The following is an 18,415-nucleotide window of genomic DNA, read 5'->3' as shown; positions in this document are numbered from 1 at the left end:
ATTATGAGTATGGAGATGATGAAATTAGAATTCTTTACATTTGATTTCTTAATTCTAGACTATGATCAAACAATCCTATAGAACACATAAAGCAGGCTCATTTAAAAGACTAAAATTAGTAGAAGAAGAAATATTAAATCCTAGTGAAAACGAGGTGCAAGTTGCCGTAAAAGCGGTAGGATTAAACTTTGCTGATGTCTTTGCCATTTTAGGTCTCTACAGCGCGACTCCTGAAGGTAGCTTTATTCCTGGTTTAGAATATTCTGGTGAAATCATTGCAAAAGGAAGTAAAGTCAAAGATTTTGAAATAGGAGATAGAGTTATGGGAGTGACTCGTTTTGGTGCTTACACTTCTCATATTAATATTGATCAAGCCTATGTAAGTAAAATTCCAGCTAATTGGACCTTTGAAGAAGGGGCTTCCTTTTTAGTGCAAGCCCTAACTGCATATTATGGCTTGTTTCATTTAGGGAATTTGAAAAAAGGAGATACCGTTTTAATACATTCTGCAGCAGGTGGTGTAGGACTTTTAGCGAATAGAATGGCACAACAATATGGTGCTTACACGATTGGAACTGTGGGTTCAGCTGCAAAAATTGATTTATTAAAAAAGGAGGGGTATCAGAAATATATCGTTCGCTCAAGTAAATTCAAGCATGATCTGGATGAAGCATTGGCTGGAAGAGAGCTTAACGTGATTATGGAATGCATAGGAGGTAAAATTTTTAAAATCGGATATGAAATGTTAGCCCCACAAGGAAGATTGGTGAATTATGGTTCTGCAAGATATGGCAGTACTGGTAATTCACCCAATTGGCCAAAGTTGGTTTGGCAGTATTTGACAAGACCCAAAATTGATCCTCAAAAAATGATTGAAACTAATAAAGCAATTCTTGGCTTCAATTTGATCTGGCTGTACGAGAAGAAAGATCTTATGAGGCAGATTTTAGCTGAATTAGAAAATCTAAATATGGAAGCTCCATATATTGGTCATCAATTTGAGTTCTCCCAAATGCATGAAGCTTTGAAACTATTTCAATCTGGAAAAACAACAGGGAAGGTTGTTTTAACTCTTTAGAAAATAAAAGTGAACTTAAGTTAACTTATTAGTAATTATTTTGTGGCTTTAAATACCTTGTTTTTTACAAATGACCAGAATTCTTTTCTTTCTTCCGATGAGGAAATTAATGCTTTCAAAGTATTGCCAAAATTAGCTGTTCCACTAACTTTTTCTTCCTTCTTAATATTTGGAAGAGGAGTAGGTTCCGGCTTAGGCTGAGGAGCAACTTCTGGTGTTTCTTTAGCATTATTAGTTTTCATCCCGAAGTTTTTAGGATCTAATTTTTCAGCATCTTTATAGTGTTCCTCCGCTCGTTTATGGTTTCCCATTTTTCCTAAAACTAAGCCTAGATTATTATGTGAAATAGCATCCTCAGGATCAAGTTCTAATGCTTTTTGGTAGTCATCCTTAGCGCCCGCTAAATCATTCATATGATCTTTTATAAAGGCTCTGCTTGCATAGCGAAAAGGATTTTCGGGCTCCATTTCCACTGCAGTATTGAAATCTGATATTGCAGCATCCTGCTGCTTAGCCATATAATAGATTAAACCTCTTTCAGCGAAAAGCTCTGCGCTGTCAGGTTTCAGTTTAATAGCTTTGCTTAAATCAGATTGAGCAGCTTGATAATCTTTAATTTTAAAATATGCTTTTCCTCTTTGGTAAAAAGCGATTGGGTTTTGATTGTTTTTGGTAATGTATTGAGAATATAAATGAATACCTTGTTTATAGTCACCGTTCTGGCAATAATTTGAAGCTGTAGTTAATAAGATATTAATATCTTCCATTTAAATATTTTTTTATTGGGAATAATCCTAATTGTAAAATTATATAAGTAACAACTATTGAGAAAGTCTAGAGTTTCTCAAATTATCACATTTGATGCTATTACTGATTTTGATTTATAAAGTTTTCTATCCAGTCGTATGCCTGATTGTTACTATTAATAAATTGCGTAATCATGGGCACATGCTTTTTCTTTTCTTGTAAATGATAATTTGGCTTAGGCTCAATTTTTTTATACTCCTTCATGAATCTCTCAGTGCTTGAAAGAATACCAGGCAATGTTTTTCCACCCATCATAATTAATAATGGCGGATCATTTTTATCCAAATAGTAAATAGGTGAAGTTTGCTTCCAAATCTCAGAATCATTCGTAAATGTCTTCAAATAGGAAGTTCCCGCTGGGTAGTTTCTCTTTTTTAAAAAGCCATACATGTCTAAGCCAGCAGCATCGATCAGAATAGCGCCTTTTATCGGATTCTCTGTATTGAGCTCATTGAAATAATCATCTTTTAAACTGATTAGAGTGGCCAAATGTCCTCCTGCAGAGTGGCCTGATATAAATATCTGGTCTGGATTTCCACCATATTCTGAAATATTTTCCTTTACCCACTTTGTGGCAGCTGACACTGCAAGTGCCATATCCGTAACAATGTAATCTGGACTTAATGGATAGTCGATAATAACTGCAACAATACCTTTTCGAGCCAATCTTTTTCCAAAGTAATTATAAAGTTCTTTCTTTCCTGAATTCCAACTGCCACCATGCACAAATATTAAAACTGGATTATTTTGACTGTTATTTTTGGGGCTAAATATGTTAAGGTTCTTTTCTGGTAAGTTTGCAATAACATTATCCTTCATATAGGGCACCTCTTTTGTTTTGCTGACTTTACAGGCAGAACTGTAAAGAATTATGAAAAGAATAAGTATAGTTGAGGTAAAATTTGAAAATGGATTTGAATGTATTTTTAACATTTATATTTAACTGTTTTCGGTTTTATAAGTTTGACTTTAAATAAATGATTAATATTATCTTTTTAATCAGCGAATCATTAGCCATAACAGTGATTAAGTGGCTAATAATTATATGACTAATTATTTAATCAATACAAATATATAAAGTATGATACAAGCTTGGATGAGAGGGGTGTTATTAATTGCCTCAGTTTACAATACTGCATGGGCAATATTTTTGTTTTGGAGTCCGGATAGTTATATTAAGTGGATGACAAATGGAGATCAGAGTTCTAATGATTGGGTTTTCTATCAGGCTATTGGAATACTGATTGTAGGGTTTATGATGTTCCTTGGTTTCTTAAAACCTTTAAGATTTAAATGGCTTATTCTGTTATCATTTTTTGCTAAACTGATAGGAGGGATTGCAGTTTATTTTGTAATCATGAATGGTGTTTTTACAAAAAAATTCATGTTTCATTTATTAATGAATGATTTAGTTTGGCTTATTCCTTTATTATCAATTGTGATTGCAACATTTAAACCAAAAAATAGCCGCTGAAAAAGGATTGGATTGATTTCAGTTTGATAATTCTTTAAATCGTTTGAAATTTAAAATTTTTATGAGAAATATATTCGCACTGATAATATTCATTTTTACTGTTCAATTATCCAATGCCCAAGTTAAAGAGGCAGTAAGTTCATCTGAAATTCTTCATCAGATGGAAAAGCTTAAAAATACCACTCGGGTTTTATATATGGCTGCTCATCCAGATGATGAAAACACGCGCTTCATAGCCTATGTAGAAAATGGAAAAAAATTTGATGCTGGGTATTTATCCTTAACTCGTGGAGATGGAGGTCAAAATGTAATTGGACCTGAGCTCAGGGAAGGATTAGGATTAATAAGAACTCAAGAATTATTGAAAGCACGTTCAATAGATGGTGGACAGCAGTTTTTTACAAGAGCAAATGACTTTGGCTATTCAAAAAATCCTAAAGAGGCATTTAATAAATGGGGTAAGGAAAAGCTTTTATCAGATGCGGTATGGGTCATTAGAAATTTTCAACCTGATATAATTGTAACTCGCTTTAATGAAACTCCCGGTATCACACATGGTCATCATACTGCTTCGGCAATATTGGCTCATGAAGCCTTTGGAAAAGCAGGAGATAAAAATTCTTTTTCTGAGCAGCTAAAATGGGTAAATGTATGGCAGCCAAAAAAGATTTATTGGAATACTTCATCTTGGTTCTTCAGCAGAAATGGTGGCTTCGATGAAGATAAATATATTAGCGAAGATGTAGGAGGATATGATCCATTATTAGGGATTTCATATACTGAATTAGCCGCATTAAGTAGAAGTAGTCATAAATCCCAAGCTTTTGGCACTGCTGGTTCAAGAGGAGAAGAGGTAGAGTATTTCGAATATTGGGAAGGGTCTGATTCAAAGCAGAAATTATTTGCTGACATAGATAATAGTTGGTCAAAATTAAAGGGAGGGTCAGGTATTCAAAAAGAAATTGAAAAATTAATCAAGGAATTCAATCCCAAAAAGCCTGAAAACTCAATCAATCAACTTTTCACAATAAAGGATTTAATTGAGGAATTAGATGATTCTGCCATTAAAAAAGATAAATTAAAAGCCTTAGAGGAGTTAATTATCAATTGTGCTGGATTGTACAATTTGTTCTACACTAGTAATCCTTATGGTTCACCCGAAGATAAAATCTCAGCAAATCTAGAATTAGTTAACCGTTCTTCAGCTGAAGTAGAATTTATTTCAGCTAGTTTGGCTAATGTTGAAGGTGTAAATAATGAATCAGTTGCACTTGAATATAATCAGGTTGAAATTAAGAAGCTAGTATTTAATATACCACAAGACTTCCCGTATTCAAATCCTTATTGGTTGAATGAGCCATCAGATAATGGTTTATACATTGTAAAAAATCAAGAACTAATTGGTAAACCTGAAAATGATCCTTCTTTCACAGCCACTGTTGTTTTGAAAATAAATGGCAAGGATTTTAAATTTAGTTCTCCATTAAAATTTAAATCTTCGGATAGAATTAAAGGGGAGATTATCCAGCCTTTTTATGTGGTACCACCAGTTTCAATTGAGTTTTTAGAGGAAGTTTCAATTTATACTTCAAGTGGCCAAGAAAAAGAAATTTCTTTAAATATTAAATCATTGAAAGATAATGCTTCAGGTGAGTTAAGTTTAGACCTGCCAAAAGGATGGGAAATAGTAGAAAATGACAAAAAGCTAATATTTGAAAATCTTCTTAAAGACAATTCTAAGACATTTAGCATAAAAATTAAATCAGGAACTAAGCCCGGAAAATTTTCTTTAAAAGCTACTGTACAGATAGGAAATGTTGAGGTCAACAAAAATGTGCAAGAAATTCAATACGATCATATTCCAAATCAAGTAATCATACAAAATGCGGAACAGCAATTGGTATTGGCTGATGTTCAAATTGCAGGTAGCAAAATAGGGTATATTGAAGGTGCCGGAGATGCCGTAGATGAGGCCTTGAAAGCTATGGGCTATGAGGTTGAAAATATTGATATTGAATCTATTAGTCCTGAAGAGTTGAAAAAATATGATGCTATAATCGCAGGTATACGTGCTTATAATGTTAATGAAGCTTTACAGATCCATTATGGTAAAATGAAAAATTATATGGAATCTGGAGGTGTTTATATGGTTCAATACAACACTACTTACAGTCTGCCTGATACTGATTTCTGGCCTTATCCATTAATTCTTTCTAGAGATAGAATTACTGTTGAGGAAACAGAAATGGAATTCATCAACCCTAAACATGAAGTATTGAATTACCCTAATAAAATTACAAATCAAGATTTTGAAGGTTGGGTTCAAGAGCGTGGGCTTTATTTTCCAAGTAATTGGGATTCTCATTATGAACCTATTTTAGTAGGGAATGATCCGGGTGAAACTCCAAAAAGGGGATCACTTTTAGTGGCAGATTATGGCAAAGGTAAGTTTGTTTATACTGGCCTAAGTTTCTTTAGAGAGCTACCAGCAGGAGTGCCAGGTGCATATCGCTTATTAGCAAATTTATTAGCCGCCAATCCTCAGCATTGATTATTTAAGTGCCATTAATCAAGAATTTTACACGATTGGTCGATTAAACGTTTAAACACGGGAACAAAATATATACATTCGTGTTTAATGTTACAACAATACAAAATGTAACAATTTATTAAGTAGTTAAATTTAAAGGTAAGATGAAGTTAGAAGAAGAAATTAAACAGTCGAAGTTCGAGACTGAAAGGCAAAAAGCCATTTTAAATGTTATCTATACTGCCAATTGGATTGGATCTGTTCAACATAAAATATTTAAAAAACATAAATTAACAGCACCTCAATATAATGTATTAAGAATATTAAGAGGTACATTTCCTGATCCATTAACTGTTTCTTCTATACAAGAAAGAATGCTTGACAAAATGTCTAATGCATCTAGGCTTGTGGATAAATTAGTAGAAAAAGGGTTGGCAGAAAGATCAATTTGCATGTATGATAGAAGGCAAGTTGATGTTGTTATCACTACTTCAGGTCAAAAGCTATTAAAAGAAATAGAACCTGAGTTATTTAACTTCCACAATGAGGCTATGGTCTTAACTGAGGAAGATGCAGCAGCAGTTAATAAAGCGTTGGATAAAATAAGAGGATAATTTTTTATATATTGGGTAGTTGTAATTAAGTTGAAATTATAATGAACCTAATATCTAATATAGGAAGATTCTTATTTGCTATTCCAATGATAATATTTGGGGTATTTCATTTTGTAAACACTAAAACTTTACAAAATGTGGTACCTTCTTTTATTCCTGGCCATACTTTTTGGGTTTACTTAACAGGGGCAGCTTTGGTTGCAGCGGGAATCAGTATCCTTATCAAAAGGCGAATACATTTAGTTTCTAATTTACTCGCCATTATGTTATTAATTTTTGCAGTATTTGTACATCTTCCGATGGCAATGGAGGGTAATCAACTGTCAGCTAGCTCATTATTAAAAGATATTGCTTTGGCTGGCGCTAGTTTTGTGATTGGTCAGTATTTTAAAAATGAATATACCTAATGAAGTTTCTTAAAAGGTTTCTTATTGCTTTAATTCTAATTATTGCAACTATTTTTATAATTTACAAATTAGGTCCTAAAATTCCTGAGCCTATCTTTTCTCATACATTACCTGAAATTCCAGCTGATATTATTACGTTAGATAATTGGGTTAAACAACATGAAAGTAAATATCCAACTCTTAAAGCTGGTAATGAAGCTAAAATAGTTTGGAATGATGGCATTTCAATATCAACTGAATATGCCATTGTTTATTTACCTGGCTTTGGGGCAAGTCATCAAGAAGGATTCCCTGTTCATACTAACTTAGCTGATAGTTTAAACGCTAACCTTTATTTAGCCCGTTTAAAGGGACAAGGTTTAAATTCTGAAAATGCATATAAAGGCTTAACTGCTGAGTCCTACATGGAATCAGCTATGGAAGCATTGTCTGTCGGGAAATTATTAGGGGAAAAGGTGATTATTGCAGCTACTTCTACTGGTGCTGCGCAAGCTTTATGGTTAGCATCTGAATTTCCGAATGATGTTGAAGGTTTGATATTATACTCGCCCTATATAGCTTTAAGACAAGCTTTTAATGAAAGGTTGGTTTTAGGTCCTTGGGGTAAGAATATTACCAAGTTGGTGATGGGCGGGGAAATTAATCATGAGGTAAGGCCAGATTCAATAGCAGCTTTTTGGTCTGAATATTATCATGTTGATGCCTACTATTCCTTGTTTAGTATGATTAATAAAAGTATGATTCAGGAAACTTTTCAAAAGGTGCAATGTCCTGTATTTATGGCTTATTATTATAAAGATGAATCTAATCAGGATAATGTAGTCTCAGTAGAGGCTATGAAAGAAATGTTTGCTCAATTATCTTCAAAAATTAAGAAAGAAATTCCATTCCCAGAAAGTGGTAATCATGTGATTGCCTCTAGACTTCGTTCCAAGGATTGGATAGGTGTTCAAGACAGCAGTTGGCATTTTATTAAAAATAATATTATAAATTAATATTAATTTATAAAACGCAGATATAAAGGGTTTTATGTCTTTTATTCTATAGTCTGATATAGAGTTTTATTTATAATTAACTTTCATTTTTCTCATAATTTATTTCTTTAGCATAATTCTTGTTTATTTGCATCTTGAAATAAATTGACAATATTAAAATAGCATTTCAATTCTAAAGGACTGAATGAAAAAAATAGATAAACTCATCTTAAGATCTTTTATAGGGCCCTTCCTGATAACTTTTTTTGTGGTAGTATTTATTTTACTAACACAATACATGTTAAAATATTTTGATGATTTTGTGGGGAAAGATTTAGGCTTCAGTGTTTTTGCTGAGTTAATAGCTTATTTCAGCATAAATATGACTCCCATAGCTTTCCCTTTAGCAGTTTTATTATCTTCTTTAATGACTTTTGGAAACTTAGGGGAGCATTTTGAATTAACTGCTATTAAAAGTGCAGGAATTTCATTGGTTAGAGTATTAAGGCCGCTCTTTGTTTTTGTTGTTTGCTTAAGTGCGCTTGTATATTATTCGAATAATTTTATAGTACCCAAAGCGAATTTAGAGGCATACAGTCTTTTATATGATATAAAACAAAAGAAACCTTCTATTGATATTAAAGAGGGTGCGTTTTATGGAGGTATTCCTGGATATAGTATTAAAGCCAATAAAAAATACGATGATGATAAATCTTTAGGAGATTTAATTATTTATAATCATTCAAAAAAGAAAGGGAATACTGAAATCATTTTAGCTGATTCAGCATTAATGTATACCATTTTAGGTGATAAATACCTTGTTATGGAACTGTTTGATGGAAGGTCATACACAGAACAAGATCCGAGTAAACCCGATAAACCATCCAATTATATAAGAAATATATTTCAGCATAATAAAGTGGTTTTTAGCTTAGCTTCTTTTGAAATGGAAAGGACTGATAAAGAACTCTTTTCTTCAAATAGATTGATGAAGAATGAAGCTCAACTAAGGAATGATGTTGATTCTATGCAAAATGACATCATAAAATCAAAAAGAGTAATTTATAGATATACGCCTCGCTTTTTTAATCTGCACATGAAGGAAATTGATGACATCAAACCCGAATCAGTAGCAGAATGGGAGGAAATGAAAGAAGATACTGTAAAAGTAGATTCCGACTCAGTTAAAATAGATGATATTGAACCAATAGAAAATCAAAATAGACCCAAACAAAAGTATTTAAATAAGGCGATCGTAAATAATAACAATACAGAAGAAGAAAAGGAAGTACCTAAAAGCGTCATTACTAAATATGACTCTACTTTAATTGCAAAAGCCGACAGTGCTTTTTTTAGTAGGAATAGGGGTTTTAACAGCATAATTGACAAACCTCGATTTGCAAAAAATAGATTGAAAGGCGAAAATACCAGGATAGAAAGAAGAGAATTTGAAAGCAATGTATATTCTATTGAAGCAAATAAGAAGTTATCTGATGCAGTGGCTTGTATTGTTATGTTTTTAATTGGAGCACCTTTAGGCGCTATTATTAAAAAGGGAGGTTTAGGATTTCCAGTTATAATTTCAATTATATTCTTTATTGTTTCCTATGTGATCAATACCTCTGGGATAAAATTAGGCAGGGCAGGAGATGTAAACGTATTTGCAGCGGTTTGGGCCTCTAATGTAATACTTCTGCCGTTTGGTTTGTTCTTCCTCAGACAAGCTAGAAATGATTCAAGATTATTTGAAGTGGATTATTATGCGGTAAAAATCGCAAAAATTTTCAAGTTTTTCAAAAGGAAAAAATAAATAGTCTTTTTGTTCCATCAAAAATACATGTATATTTGCGGCTGTTTTAAAATAATATAATAACGCTAACTATGTATTTAGACACAGAAAAGAAAAAAGAGCTGTTCAAAAATCATGGTCGGTCAAAAGCAGATAATGACACAGGTTCGGCAGAATCTCAAATTGCGCTTTTCACCTTCCGAATCAATCATTTGACGCAGCACTTAAAAGTTAACAAAAAAGATCACTCATCAAGAACTGGTCTTTTGAAACTTGTAGGTAAAAGAAGAAGATTGTTAGATTATCTTTACAAGAAAGATATTGAAAGATACAGAGCAATCATTGCTGAATTAGGATTAAGAAAATAAATCACTTTTCACAATAAAAAGGGAATCTATTAGGTTCCCTTTTTCCATTATTATCACCCCATTAAATACCACATCTTATTTAGGACGTGTATAGCAAATGCGGACAATTAACAACAAGACGAGAAAACAGTAAAAAAATTATTTATGGCTATACCAAATGCAATAAAAAAAACATTCAATCTACCTGATGGTAGAGAAATTAGTATCGAAACAGGGAAGTTAGCTAAACAAGCTGACGGATCAGTTGAAGTTAGAATGGGAGATACCATTTTATTAGCAACCGTTGTTTCAAATAAAGAGGCTAGAGAGGGAGTAGATTTCCTTCCAATGTCTGTAGATTACCAAGAAAAATTTGCTTCATCTGGAAAAATACCAGGTGGATTCCTTAAAAGAGAAGGAAAATTATCTGACTATGAAGTTTTAACTTCAAGATTAGTAGATAGAGCATTAAGACCTTTATTCCCTTCTGATTACCATGCAGAAACACAGGTTTTCATACAATTATTCTCTTTAGGAGAAAATGACTTACCTGATGCATTAGCGGCATTAGCAGCTTCAGCTGCACTTACTGCTTCCGATATACCATTTGCAGGCCCGATCTCTGAAGTAAGAGTGGCTCGTGTTGATGGTAAAATGATTGTTAATCCTGATGCTAAGCAATTAGAAGAATCTGACATCGATATGATTATCGCAGCCACCATGGATAATATCATGATGGTAGAAGGAGAGATGGAAGAAATTTCAGAAGAAGAAATGGTGGAAGCCATCAATTTCGCACATGATGCCATCAAAATCCAATGTCAGGCACAATTAGATTTAGCAAAAGATGCTGGTAAAACTGAAAAACGTGAATACAACCACGAAGAAGAGCCAGATGCTGAATTAGAAAAAGAAATTTTTGACAAATACTATCAACAGTTTTACGATATAGCGGCTAAAGGCTTGGCAGATAAGCATGAAAGAGCTAGACTATTCTCTGAAATTAAAGATGGATATTTTGAATCTTTACCAGATGAGACAGAAATAAGCTTAACATTAGCAAAAAGCTATTTAAATGCTACACAGAAAAAAGCGATTAGAAATGCTACTTTAGAAACGCGTAGTCGCTTGGACGGTAGAAAATTAGATGAGATCAGACCAATTTGGAGTGAGGTAGATTACTTACCATCGGCTCACGGTTCCGCGGTATTTACCAGAGGTGAAACTCAATCATTAACTACTGTTACATTAGGTACTAAACTTGATGAGCAGATGATTGATGGAGCTGTGCATTCTGGCTACAATAAATTCATCTTGCATTATAACTTCCCGGCATTCTCAACTGGAGAAGCAAGACCAAATAGAGGTCCTGGAAGAAGAGAAGTAGGGCACGGTAATTTAGCAATGCGTGCTTTAAAGCAAGTAATTCCTTCACCAGAAGAATTACCTTATACTATCAGAGTCGTTTCAGATATCTTAGAATCAAATGGTTCTTCATCTATGGCTACTGTTTGTGCTGGTTCATTAGGATTAATGGACGCAGGTATCCCTATTAAATCCGCAGTTTCAGGTATTGCTATGGGATTAATCTCTGATGCTGAAACAGGTAAATATGCTATCCTTTCAGACATCCTAGGTGATGAAGATCATATCGGAGATATGGACTTTAAAGTAACGGGTACTGAAAAAGGGATCACAGCTTGCCAGATGGACATTAAAGTAGATGGTTTGTCATCAGAGTTAATGATGGAAGCTTTAAACCAAGCAAAAGCAGGTCGTGATCATATCAGAAATGAGATGGCTAAAACAATTGCTGCTCCAAGAGAAGATTATAAACCAAATGCTCCTAGAGTGGTTAACATTGAGATCGATAGAGAAATGATTGGTGCTGTAATTGGTCCTGGTGGAAAAGTTGTTCAAGAAATCCAGAAAACTACAGGAGCAACTGTTGTGATTGAAGAAACTGAAAAAGGTGGTAAAATCAATGTATTTGCCGTTAATAAGGAATCTTTAGATGCTGCAGTTAAATGGATCAAAGGCATTGTTGCTAAACCTGAAGTAGGTGAGGTATACGATGGTGTTGTGAAAGCAATTCAACCATACGGTGCTTTTGTTGAGATTATGCCTGGTAAAGATGGTCTTTTACATATTTCAGAGATCAAACATGAGAAAATTGAAAATATGGAAGGGGTTTTAGAAATCGGAGAAGAAGTAAAAGTGAAGTTGATCGATATCGACAAAAAGACTGGAAAATTAAGATTATCGAGAAAGGTATTATTACCTAAACCAGAAAAAGAAGAGAAATAATTTCTTTTTTATCTAATAATTTACATTTTTGGTATAGGGAAGGAACTGTTTAGTGAATTCCCTATGTTAAGAGTTCGTTTAAGTTTAAATCAAAAAATAATTAATGAGACAGCTCAAGATTAGCAAGCAAATCACCAATCGGGAGAGTCAATCCCTCGATAAATACTTACAAGAAATAGGGAAAGTAGATTTGTTAACTCCGGACGAGGAAGTAGATTTAGCCGTTAGGATTAAACAAGGTGATCAACTTGCACTTGAAAAATTGACTAAAGCCAATTTGCGTTTCGTAGTGTCTGTGGCCAAACAATATCAGAATCAAGGTTTATCCTTAGGAGACTTGATTAATGAAGGAAACTTAGGTTTGATCAAGGCAGCTCAAAGGTTTGACGAAACCAGAGGTTTTAAATTCATTTCTTATGCAGTATGGTGGATCAGACAGTCCATATTGCAAGCATTGGCGGAGCAATCTCGTATTGTTCGTCTTCCATTGAATAGAGTAGGATCTTTAAATAAGATTTCAAAAACCTTCTCTACCTTGGAGCAAAAGTTTGAAAGAGAGCCATCTCCGGATGAGCTAGCAGAAGTTTTAGAGGTTACTTCTAATGAGGTAGTTGATACCATGAAAATCTCTGGCCGTCACGTATCAATGGATGCACCTTTCATACAAGGTGAGGAAAATAGTCTTCTAGACGTATTAGAAAATGACGGTGAAGAATCTCCTGATGATGAATTAATGAATGATTCATTGAGAAGAGAGGTTCAAAGAGCCTTATCTACTTTAACACAAAGAGAGGCTGACGTTATCACTTTGTACTTTGGATTGAATGGTGAACATTCGATGACTCTTGAAGAGATCGGAGAGAAATTTAGTTTAACTAGAGAAAGAGTTCGTCAGATTAAAGAAAAAGCAATTAGACGACTTAGACATACATCAAGAAGTAAAGCATTAAAACCTTATTTGGGTTAGTTTTTACGTAACATATGATACATAAAGAGGTCTTCTAGAAGACCTTTTTTTATTTTATTTATTAAATTTACATCTGTTTTTGCAGAGAACCGTAACATAACTCAGAAACTATTAAACGATATGACAGAGGAAAAAGTAAAAGTATTAATAATAGGATCAGGACCTGCAGGATATACTGCTGCAATTTATGCTGCAAGAGCAGGTTTAAAACCAGTTTTATATCAAGGAGGCCAGCCAGGTGGTCAGTTAACTATCACTAATGATGTTGAAAATTATCCTGGCTATCCGGAAGGGATTAATGGGCCACAAATGATGGTTGATTTCCAAAAACAGGCAGAAAGATTTGGAACGGATGTCAGATTTGGTTTAGCTACAAAAGTCGATTTCAGTGGTTATCCTCATAAAGTTATTATTGATGATAAGCATGAAATTACAGCTAATGCAGTGATTATATCTACAGGAGCTTCTGCCAAATGGTTAGGATTAGAATCTGAGCAAAGATTAAACGGTATGGGTGTTTCTGCCTGTGCTGTTTGCGATGGATTCTTTTACAAAGGACAAGATGTTGTAGTGGTTGGTGCTGGTGATACAGCAGCAGAAGAAGCTACTTATTTATCTAACATTTGTAATAAGGTTACAATGTTGGTAAGAAGAGATGAAATGAGAGCTTCTAAAATCATGCAAAGAAGAGTTGAAAAAACTAAAAATATAGAGGTACTGTGGAATACTGAAACGGAAGAAGTTTTAGGTAAAGATGCGGTAGAAGGTGTTAGAGTCGTCAATAATGTAACGGGTGAAAAATCAGAAATTAAAGCTACTGGTTTCTTTGTTGCTATTGGTCATAAACCAAATACCGAAATTTTTAAAGATTATTTAGATTTAAATGAGGCGGGTTACATCCTTACTAAAGCAGGAAGTACAAAAACAAAAGTTGAAGGTGTTTTTGCTTCTGGTGATGCTCAGGATTTTACCTATCGTCAAGCTGTAACGGCTGCAGGTACTGGTTGTATGGCTGCATTAGATGCAGAGCGTTTCTTGGCTGAAAAGGAAGATGAACTAGAACAGCAAGAAGTAACTGAGAAGGCTTAATCTTATTTAAGAATGTCTTAGTTTTTAGGGAATCCTTTAAATTTTATAAGGATACTAAATTTTAAGACATTCTTTTTTTATACAAAAATCAATGTTTAAACATCTTATGTAGTAGTATGTTTGTATAAGATGATATTACTTTTTAATTTATGAAATTAGATATACTAGCCTTTGCGGCTCATCCGGATGATGTAGAATTAGCTTGTTCAGGTACGCTTGCAAAACATGCTGAAATGGGAGAGAATGTCGGTATCATTGATCTGACGAGAGGTGAAATGGGTACTAGAGGAACTCCTGAAAAAAGAATGGAAGAAGCAGCAAAAAGTGCAGAAATATTAGGGCTTAAGGTAAGAGAGAACCTAGGTTTTAAAGATGCATTTTTTAAAAATGATTTGGAGCATCAAACTGAGATTGTAAAAAAGATTAGACAGTATCAGCCTAAAATAGTTTTGGCTAATGCTATTTCAGACCGTCATCCCGATCATGGTAGGGCATCAGAATTGTTATCTGAATCAGTGTTTTTAGCAGGCCTAAAGCAATTTGAAACTAAGGATGATAAAGGGAATATTCAAGAAGCATACAGACCTTCACAGGTATACCATTATATTCAAAGCATTCCTATTAAACCAGATTTTGTGGTTGATGTAAGCGAGCAGTGGGATAAGAAAATGAATTCTATTAAAGCCTTCGACTCACAATTCTATAAACCTGGATCTGAAGAACCAGAAACTTATATATCCAGCCCTAGATTTATGAAAATGGTTGAAGCCAGAGCTATGGAATTTGGTCAAATCATTGGAGTGGATTACGCAGAAGGATATACCATTGAAAGATATCTTGGAGTAAAAGACTTAAACGGTCTAATTTAATTACCAGAATCAATATCCAACTGTCTGTAAATTTTTAAAAGCTCTAAGGCAGTTGGATTTTGATTTATTTCATATCCTAATTCAATTAATAAGGCTGTTGCTTGCGAGATCAATAATTTTTCATGAAACTGATTATCTCGTAAATAGTGAACAAGTTTTAGCATTTTAAATCCATTAAACCATTCGAAAAACCTTTGCTTAAAATGGGTTTGATTCTTAGATTGAGATTGAATTTTATTTAATTCTGTTTCCAATCCATTTTCAATTAAGAATGATTTTATTGTTGAATAGAAATCGCTGATATTACTTTTGATATTGATTTCGTTCATAAATGCTTTTATGATCTTAAAACATTCAAAATCATAAGTTAAATTTAAGTCTTTGGTATTATTTTGATGCTCTTGCATGGCCCTTCCTGTACCAAAAGGAACGCGATCAGAAATTCTAGCTGAGGGAATCACCTTTGTAGAAGTGATGGTGTGAAAATTGCCTAAAGGAATGATTTTATGTAGAAAATAAAAGTCTTCTCCAGCTTTTCTTTGATTCATTCCGCCTTGTTTTTGATAAACGGATGACCTTGCAGCCATGCTCGAACCAATCGTATGATACGCAAAAGGATAATCGGTGTATTTTAATGCTTGTATGTAATAACGTAGATGAAGTTCGTATAGAATTATAGGTTCATTTAAATTTCCATCTTCATTAGTTTCTGGATGTTCATAATGGATAGAGGCAGCATTACAATCTGGATATTTTAAAAAGTGATTTTCTATTTCACATAAGTAATTCTTCTCACATAAACTGTCTGCATCAAAACACAGAATAACACCATCTTGATTTATGGAATTAAATCTATAGGCAGCTTCGTCCATTCCAATTTTACGAGCTAATCCAACCCCAGCTTTTTTTTTAGGGAGATCAAATGCTTTAATAATATGGATTACTAAATCTGATGTGTTTTGAATTATAAATTCGTTGATTTGGTCTACCGTTTTCCTACTATTTTCTTTGATCGTTTCACTTGCGTTTTCAGCATGGTTTATTACCAAAATCACTTCAATGCCTCTTTTTGTTGGATTACACTGAGCTAAAGATTCTAAAGTTGGTCTTATGTCAGGTTCATTGAATACCGGAATTACAACCCTAATGAAAGTGTCTGGCCTACTTTCTGACTTGATAAATCTTTTTGGGTAGGCATACCTATCGAAATATAAATCAGACATTAAGGTGCTAGTCTTTCAATCTTCCAACTATCGTTATCAATTAATGTATATTGAATTCTATCATGTAATCTACTGGGTCTTCCTTGCCAGAATTCTATTAACGATGGTTTTACAGAATAGCCTCCCCAATGTGGTGGTCGATCTATTTCTCTATCTTTAAATCTTAATTCAATTTCAGCTAATCTCTTATCTAACTCTTCTCTATTTTCGATTACTTCACTTTGAGGTGACACCCACGCGCCAATTCTGCTACCTCTGGGTCTACTTTGAAAATAAGCATCACTTACCTCAGAAGAAACTTTTTTCACTTCTCCTTCAATTCGTACTTGTCGTTCTAGTTCTGGCCAGAAAAAATTTAGAGAAACATTATGGTTTTTAATCATCTGTCTTCCTTTAGAACTATTGTAGTTAGTATAAAAAACGAATTCGCTATTCTCTACTCCTTTAAGTAATACAACTCTGGAGCTAGGTTTATCATTTGATATAGTCGATAAGGTCATGGCATTGGGCTCCATAATTTCAGCCTTTAAAGCCATATTAAACCAAATTAAAAATTGGTCAATAGGATTTTTATCAACTTCTGAAATGCTTAAACTTCTAGCATTATATTCCTTTCTTATATCTGCAATAGATTGACTCATTATATCTGACTTATTGATAATTCTTTAATGAAAAATTCCACAATCATTAGTGGGTTAATAATTTTAAAATTATTATTGTTTCAAATTGTTTCCAATAAAAGGGTCATAAATAGTTAAAGAAATTATCTAATGAAATTAAGAATTGATTTAAAAGCAGATAGTAGTCAAGAATGGGTAGATACAGTTATGGCAGATTTTGATAGTTTCTTACAAGATCATGCAAATTGTGAAAGAAAAGCTTCAGGAATGGCTATGAGTTTTGTGGCTAAATTTCCTGACAGACTTGAAATTATTCCAGAGCTAATTGACACTGCGGTAGAGGAATTGGAGCATTTTAGAGATGTCTACGCTATTATGGAAGCTAAAGGAATTCAACTACCTCATAAAATTGAAAAAGATTACTATGTTGATGATTTGATCAAAACCTGTAGATCGGGTAGGGAAGAGCGTTTTATGGATAGGCTATTACTGGCCTCTTTAGTAGAAACCAGAGGAGCTGAAAGGTTTAGATTAATCTATGAAGCTTTACCTGAAGGTGATTTGAAAAAATTTTATCATCGCCTGTGGGCATCTGAGGCCAAACATGGAGAAATTTTTGTCGATATGGCGTTACAATATTTTGAAAAGGAAGAAGTATATTCTAGATTAGAAGAAATGAGTGAAGAGGAAGCCAATATTTTAAAAGCCCTTCCTCTAAAAGCTGCACTTCATTAAATGGAATATTTTGAGTTTAAAAATATAGAACAACCTCAGAAAGGAGACCTTCTTTTATCTGAACCTTTTTTACCCGATCAAAATTTCGAGCGGACCGTGATATTGTTATGTGAGCACAATGAAGAAGGTTCTTTTGGTTTCGTATTGAATAAATTATCCATTCTTAAAGTAGATGAGGTTTTAGATGAGATTGGTCCCTTTGCAGCCGATTTGTTTGTAGGTGGACCTGTACAACAAAATACACTTCACTTTATTCATGATATAGATGAATTAAAAGAAGGAGGACAGAAAATTCGTGATGGATTGTATTGGGGAGGGAGTTTTGATGTTTTACAAGCCTTAATGCAAAAAGGTAAATTAGAAAATGAAAAATCCAGATTTTTTGTTGGGTACAGCGGTTGGTCAGAAAATCAATTGCAGGAGGAAATAGATCATAATAGCTGGATAATTGCCCGGGGTGTTCATCCTTCCTATATATTTAATAGCCCGCCCGAAACCCTTTGGAAGAGTATTTTAGAAAAAATGGGAGGCAGATTTAAAATTTATGCCAATTACCCTTCCGATCCCAATCTTAATTGATTGAAA

18 protein-coding genes are annotated in these 18,415 nt (G+C 33.6%); 14 read left to right on the top strand and 4 right to left on the bottom strand.

The window, feature by feature from the left end; all coding sequences use genetic code 11:
* Positions 1 to 61: 61 nt before the first annotated feature.
* The gene (locus QYS48_RS15995; protein ID WP_308356804.1) at positions 62 to 1,078 is read left to right on the top strand and encodes a medium chain dehydrogenase/reductase family protein; all 1,017 of its coding nucleotides are present in this window, start codon (positions 62 to 64) and stop codon (positions 1,076 to 1,078) included.
* A 35-nt stretch (positions 1,079 to 1,113) separates the two neighbouring features.
* Here QYS48_RS15995 and QYS48_RS15990 read toward each other — a convergent pair whose 3' ends face one another.
* Together QYS48_RS15990 and QYS48_RS15985 are read right to left on the bottom strand one after the other, a co-directional pair.
* Positions 1,114 to 1,845, bottom strand: coding sequence for a tetratricopeptide repeat protein (locus QYS48_RS15990; protein ID WP_308356803.1), 732 nt, complete (start codon positions 1,843 to 1,845; stop codon positions 1,114 to 1,116).
* A gap of 100 nt (positions 1,846 to 1,945) precedes the next feature.
* A complete protein-coding gene (locus tag QYS48_RS15985; RefSeq protein WP_308356802.1) occupies positions 1,946 to 2,818 on the bottom strand; it encodes an alpha/beta hydrolase in 873 nt (290 codons plus the stop codon).
* Between the two features lie 148 nt (positions 2,819 to 2,966).
* Between QYS48_RS15985 and QYS48_RS15980 the strand changes: the two genes are divergently transcribed.
* From QYS48_RS15980 to bshB1, 11 genes are all read left to right on the top strand, one after another.
* Complete coding sequence (locus QYS48_RS15980) at positions 2,967 to 3,359, top strand: hypothetical protein (protein ID WP_308356801.1); 393 nt, start codon at positions 2,967 to 2,969, stop codon at positions 3,357 to 3,359.
* Between the two features lie 61 nt (positions 3,360 to 3,420).
* Complete coding sequence (locus QYS48_RS15975; protein WP_308356800.1) at positions 3,421 to 5,910, top strand: PIG-L family deacetylase; 2,490 nt, start codon at positions 3,421 to 3,423, stop codon at positions 5,908 to 5,910.
* 143 nt (positions 5,911 to 6,053) lie between these two features.
* Positions 6,054 to 6,503 carry a MarR family transcriptional regulator gene (locus QYS48_RS15970; protein ID WP_308356799.1) on the top strand — a complete coding sequence of 150 codons (450 nt, stop codon included), beginning with the start codon at positions 6,054 to 6,056 and terminating at the stop codon, positions 6,501 to 6,503.
* Between the two features lie 41 nt (positions 6,504 to 6,544).
* Complete coding sequence (locus QYS48_RS15965) at positions 6,545 to 6,910, top strand: DoxX family protein (protein ID WP_308356798.1); 366 nt, start codon at positions 6,545 to 6,547, stop codon at positions 6,908 to 6,910.
* Positions 6,910 to 7,905 carry a carboxylesterase gene (locus QYS48_RS15960; protein WP_302125644.1) on the top strand — a complete coding sequence of 332 codons (996 nt, stop codon included), beginning with the start codon at positions 6,910 to 6,912 and terminating at the stop codon, positions 7,903 to 7,905. Before QYS48_RS15965 ends, QYS48_RS15960 begins: the two co-directional genes overlap by 1 nt.
* A 184-nt stretch (positions 7,906 to 8,089) precedes the next feature.
* A complete protein-coding gene (locus tag QYS48_RS15955) occupies positions 8,090 to 9,694 on the top strand; it encodes an LptF/LptG family permease (protein ID WP_308356797.1) in 1,605 nt (534 codons plus the stop codon).
* A 71-nt stretch (positions 9,695 to 9,765) separates the two neighbouring features.
* Positions 9,766 to 10,041 carry a 30S ribosomal protein S15 gene (gene rpsO, locus QYS48_RS15950; protein WP_302125635.1) on the top strand — a complete coding sequence of 92 codons (276 nt, stop codon included), beginning with the start codon at positions 9,766 to 9,768 and terminating at the stop codon, positions 10,039 to 10,041.
* A gap of 144 nt (positions 10,042 to 10,185) precedes the next feature.
* Complete coding sequence (pnp, locus tag QYS48_RS15945) at positions 10,186 to 12,327, top strand: polyribonucleotide nucleotidyltransferase (protein WP_308356796.1); 2,142 nt, start codon at positions 10,186 to 10,188, stop codon at positions 12,325 to 12,327.
* Between the two features lie 103 nt (positions 12,328 to 12,430).
* Complete coding sequence (locus tag QYS48_RS15940; RefSeq protein WP_308356795.1) at positions 12,431 to 13,294, top strand: RNA polymerase sigma factor RpoD/SigA; 864 nt, start codon at positions 12,431 to 12,433, stop codon at positions 13,292 to 13,294.
* A 120-nt stretch (positions 13,295 to 13,414) separates the two neighbouring features.
* Entirely contained in the window at positions 13,415 to 14,383 is a 969-nt protein-coding gene (gene trxB, locus QYS48_RS15935) for a thioredoxin-disulfide reductase (protein ID WP_308356794.1), read from the top strand.
* Positions 14,384 to 14,532: 149 nt separating this feature from the next.
* Positions 14,533 to 15,252, top strand: a complete 720-nt coding sequence (gene bshB1 / locus QYS48_RS15930) for a bacillithiol biosynthesis deacetylase BshB1 (protein WP_308356793.1) — start codon at positions 14,533 to 14,535, stop codon at positions 15,250 to 15,252.
* On the opposite strand, the gene QYS48_RS15925 is transcribed toward bshB1, so the two are convergent.
* Positions 15,249 to 16,475 (bottom strand): glycosyltransferase, encoded by a 1,227-nt coding sequence (locus tag QYS48_RS15925; protein WP_308356792.1) that lies wholly within the window; start codon positions 16,473 to 16,475, stop codon positions 15,249 to 15,251. The genes bshB1 and QYS48_RS15925 overlap by 4 nt on opposite strands.
* Positions 16,475 to 17,116: a pyridoxamine 5'-phosphate oxidase gene (gene pdxH, locus QYS48_RS15920; RefSeq protein ID WP_308356791.1), complete on the bottom strand. Its 642-nt coding sequence runs from the start codon at positions 17,114 to 17,116 to the stop codon at positions 16,475 to 16,477. The genes QYS48_RS15925 and pdxH overlap by 1 nt, the downstream gene beginning before the upstream one ends.
* Before the next feature lie 129 nt (positions 17,117 to 17,245).
* Between pdxH and QYS48_RS15915 the strand changes: the two genes are divergently transcribed.
* Positions 17,246 to 17,830: a tRNA-(ms[2]io[6]A)-hydroxylase gene (locus QYS48_RS15915; RefSeq protein WP_308356790.1), complete on the top strand. Its 585-nt coding sequence runs from the start codon at positions 17,246 to 17,248 to the stop codon at positions 17,828 to 17,830.
* Entirely contained in the window at positions 17,831 to 18,409 is a 579-nt protein-coding gene (locus tag QYS48_RS15910; RefSeq protein WP_308356789.1) for a YqgE/AlgH family protein, read from the top strand.
* The last annotated feature ends 6 nt before the right edge of the window (positions 18,410 to 18,415 follow it).

Source organism: Marivirga arenosa, assembly GCF_030503895.2.
In the GTDB taxonomy this organism is placed as follows: domain Bacteria; phylum Bacteroidota; class Bacteroidia; order Cytophagales; family Cyclobacteriaceae; genus Marivirga; species Marivirga arenosa.
This window is presented reverse-complemented; position numbering and strand designations above follow the sequence as displayed.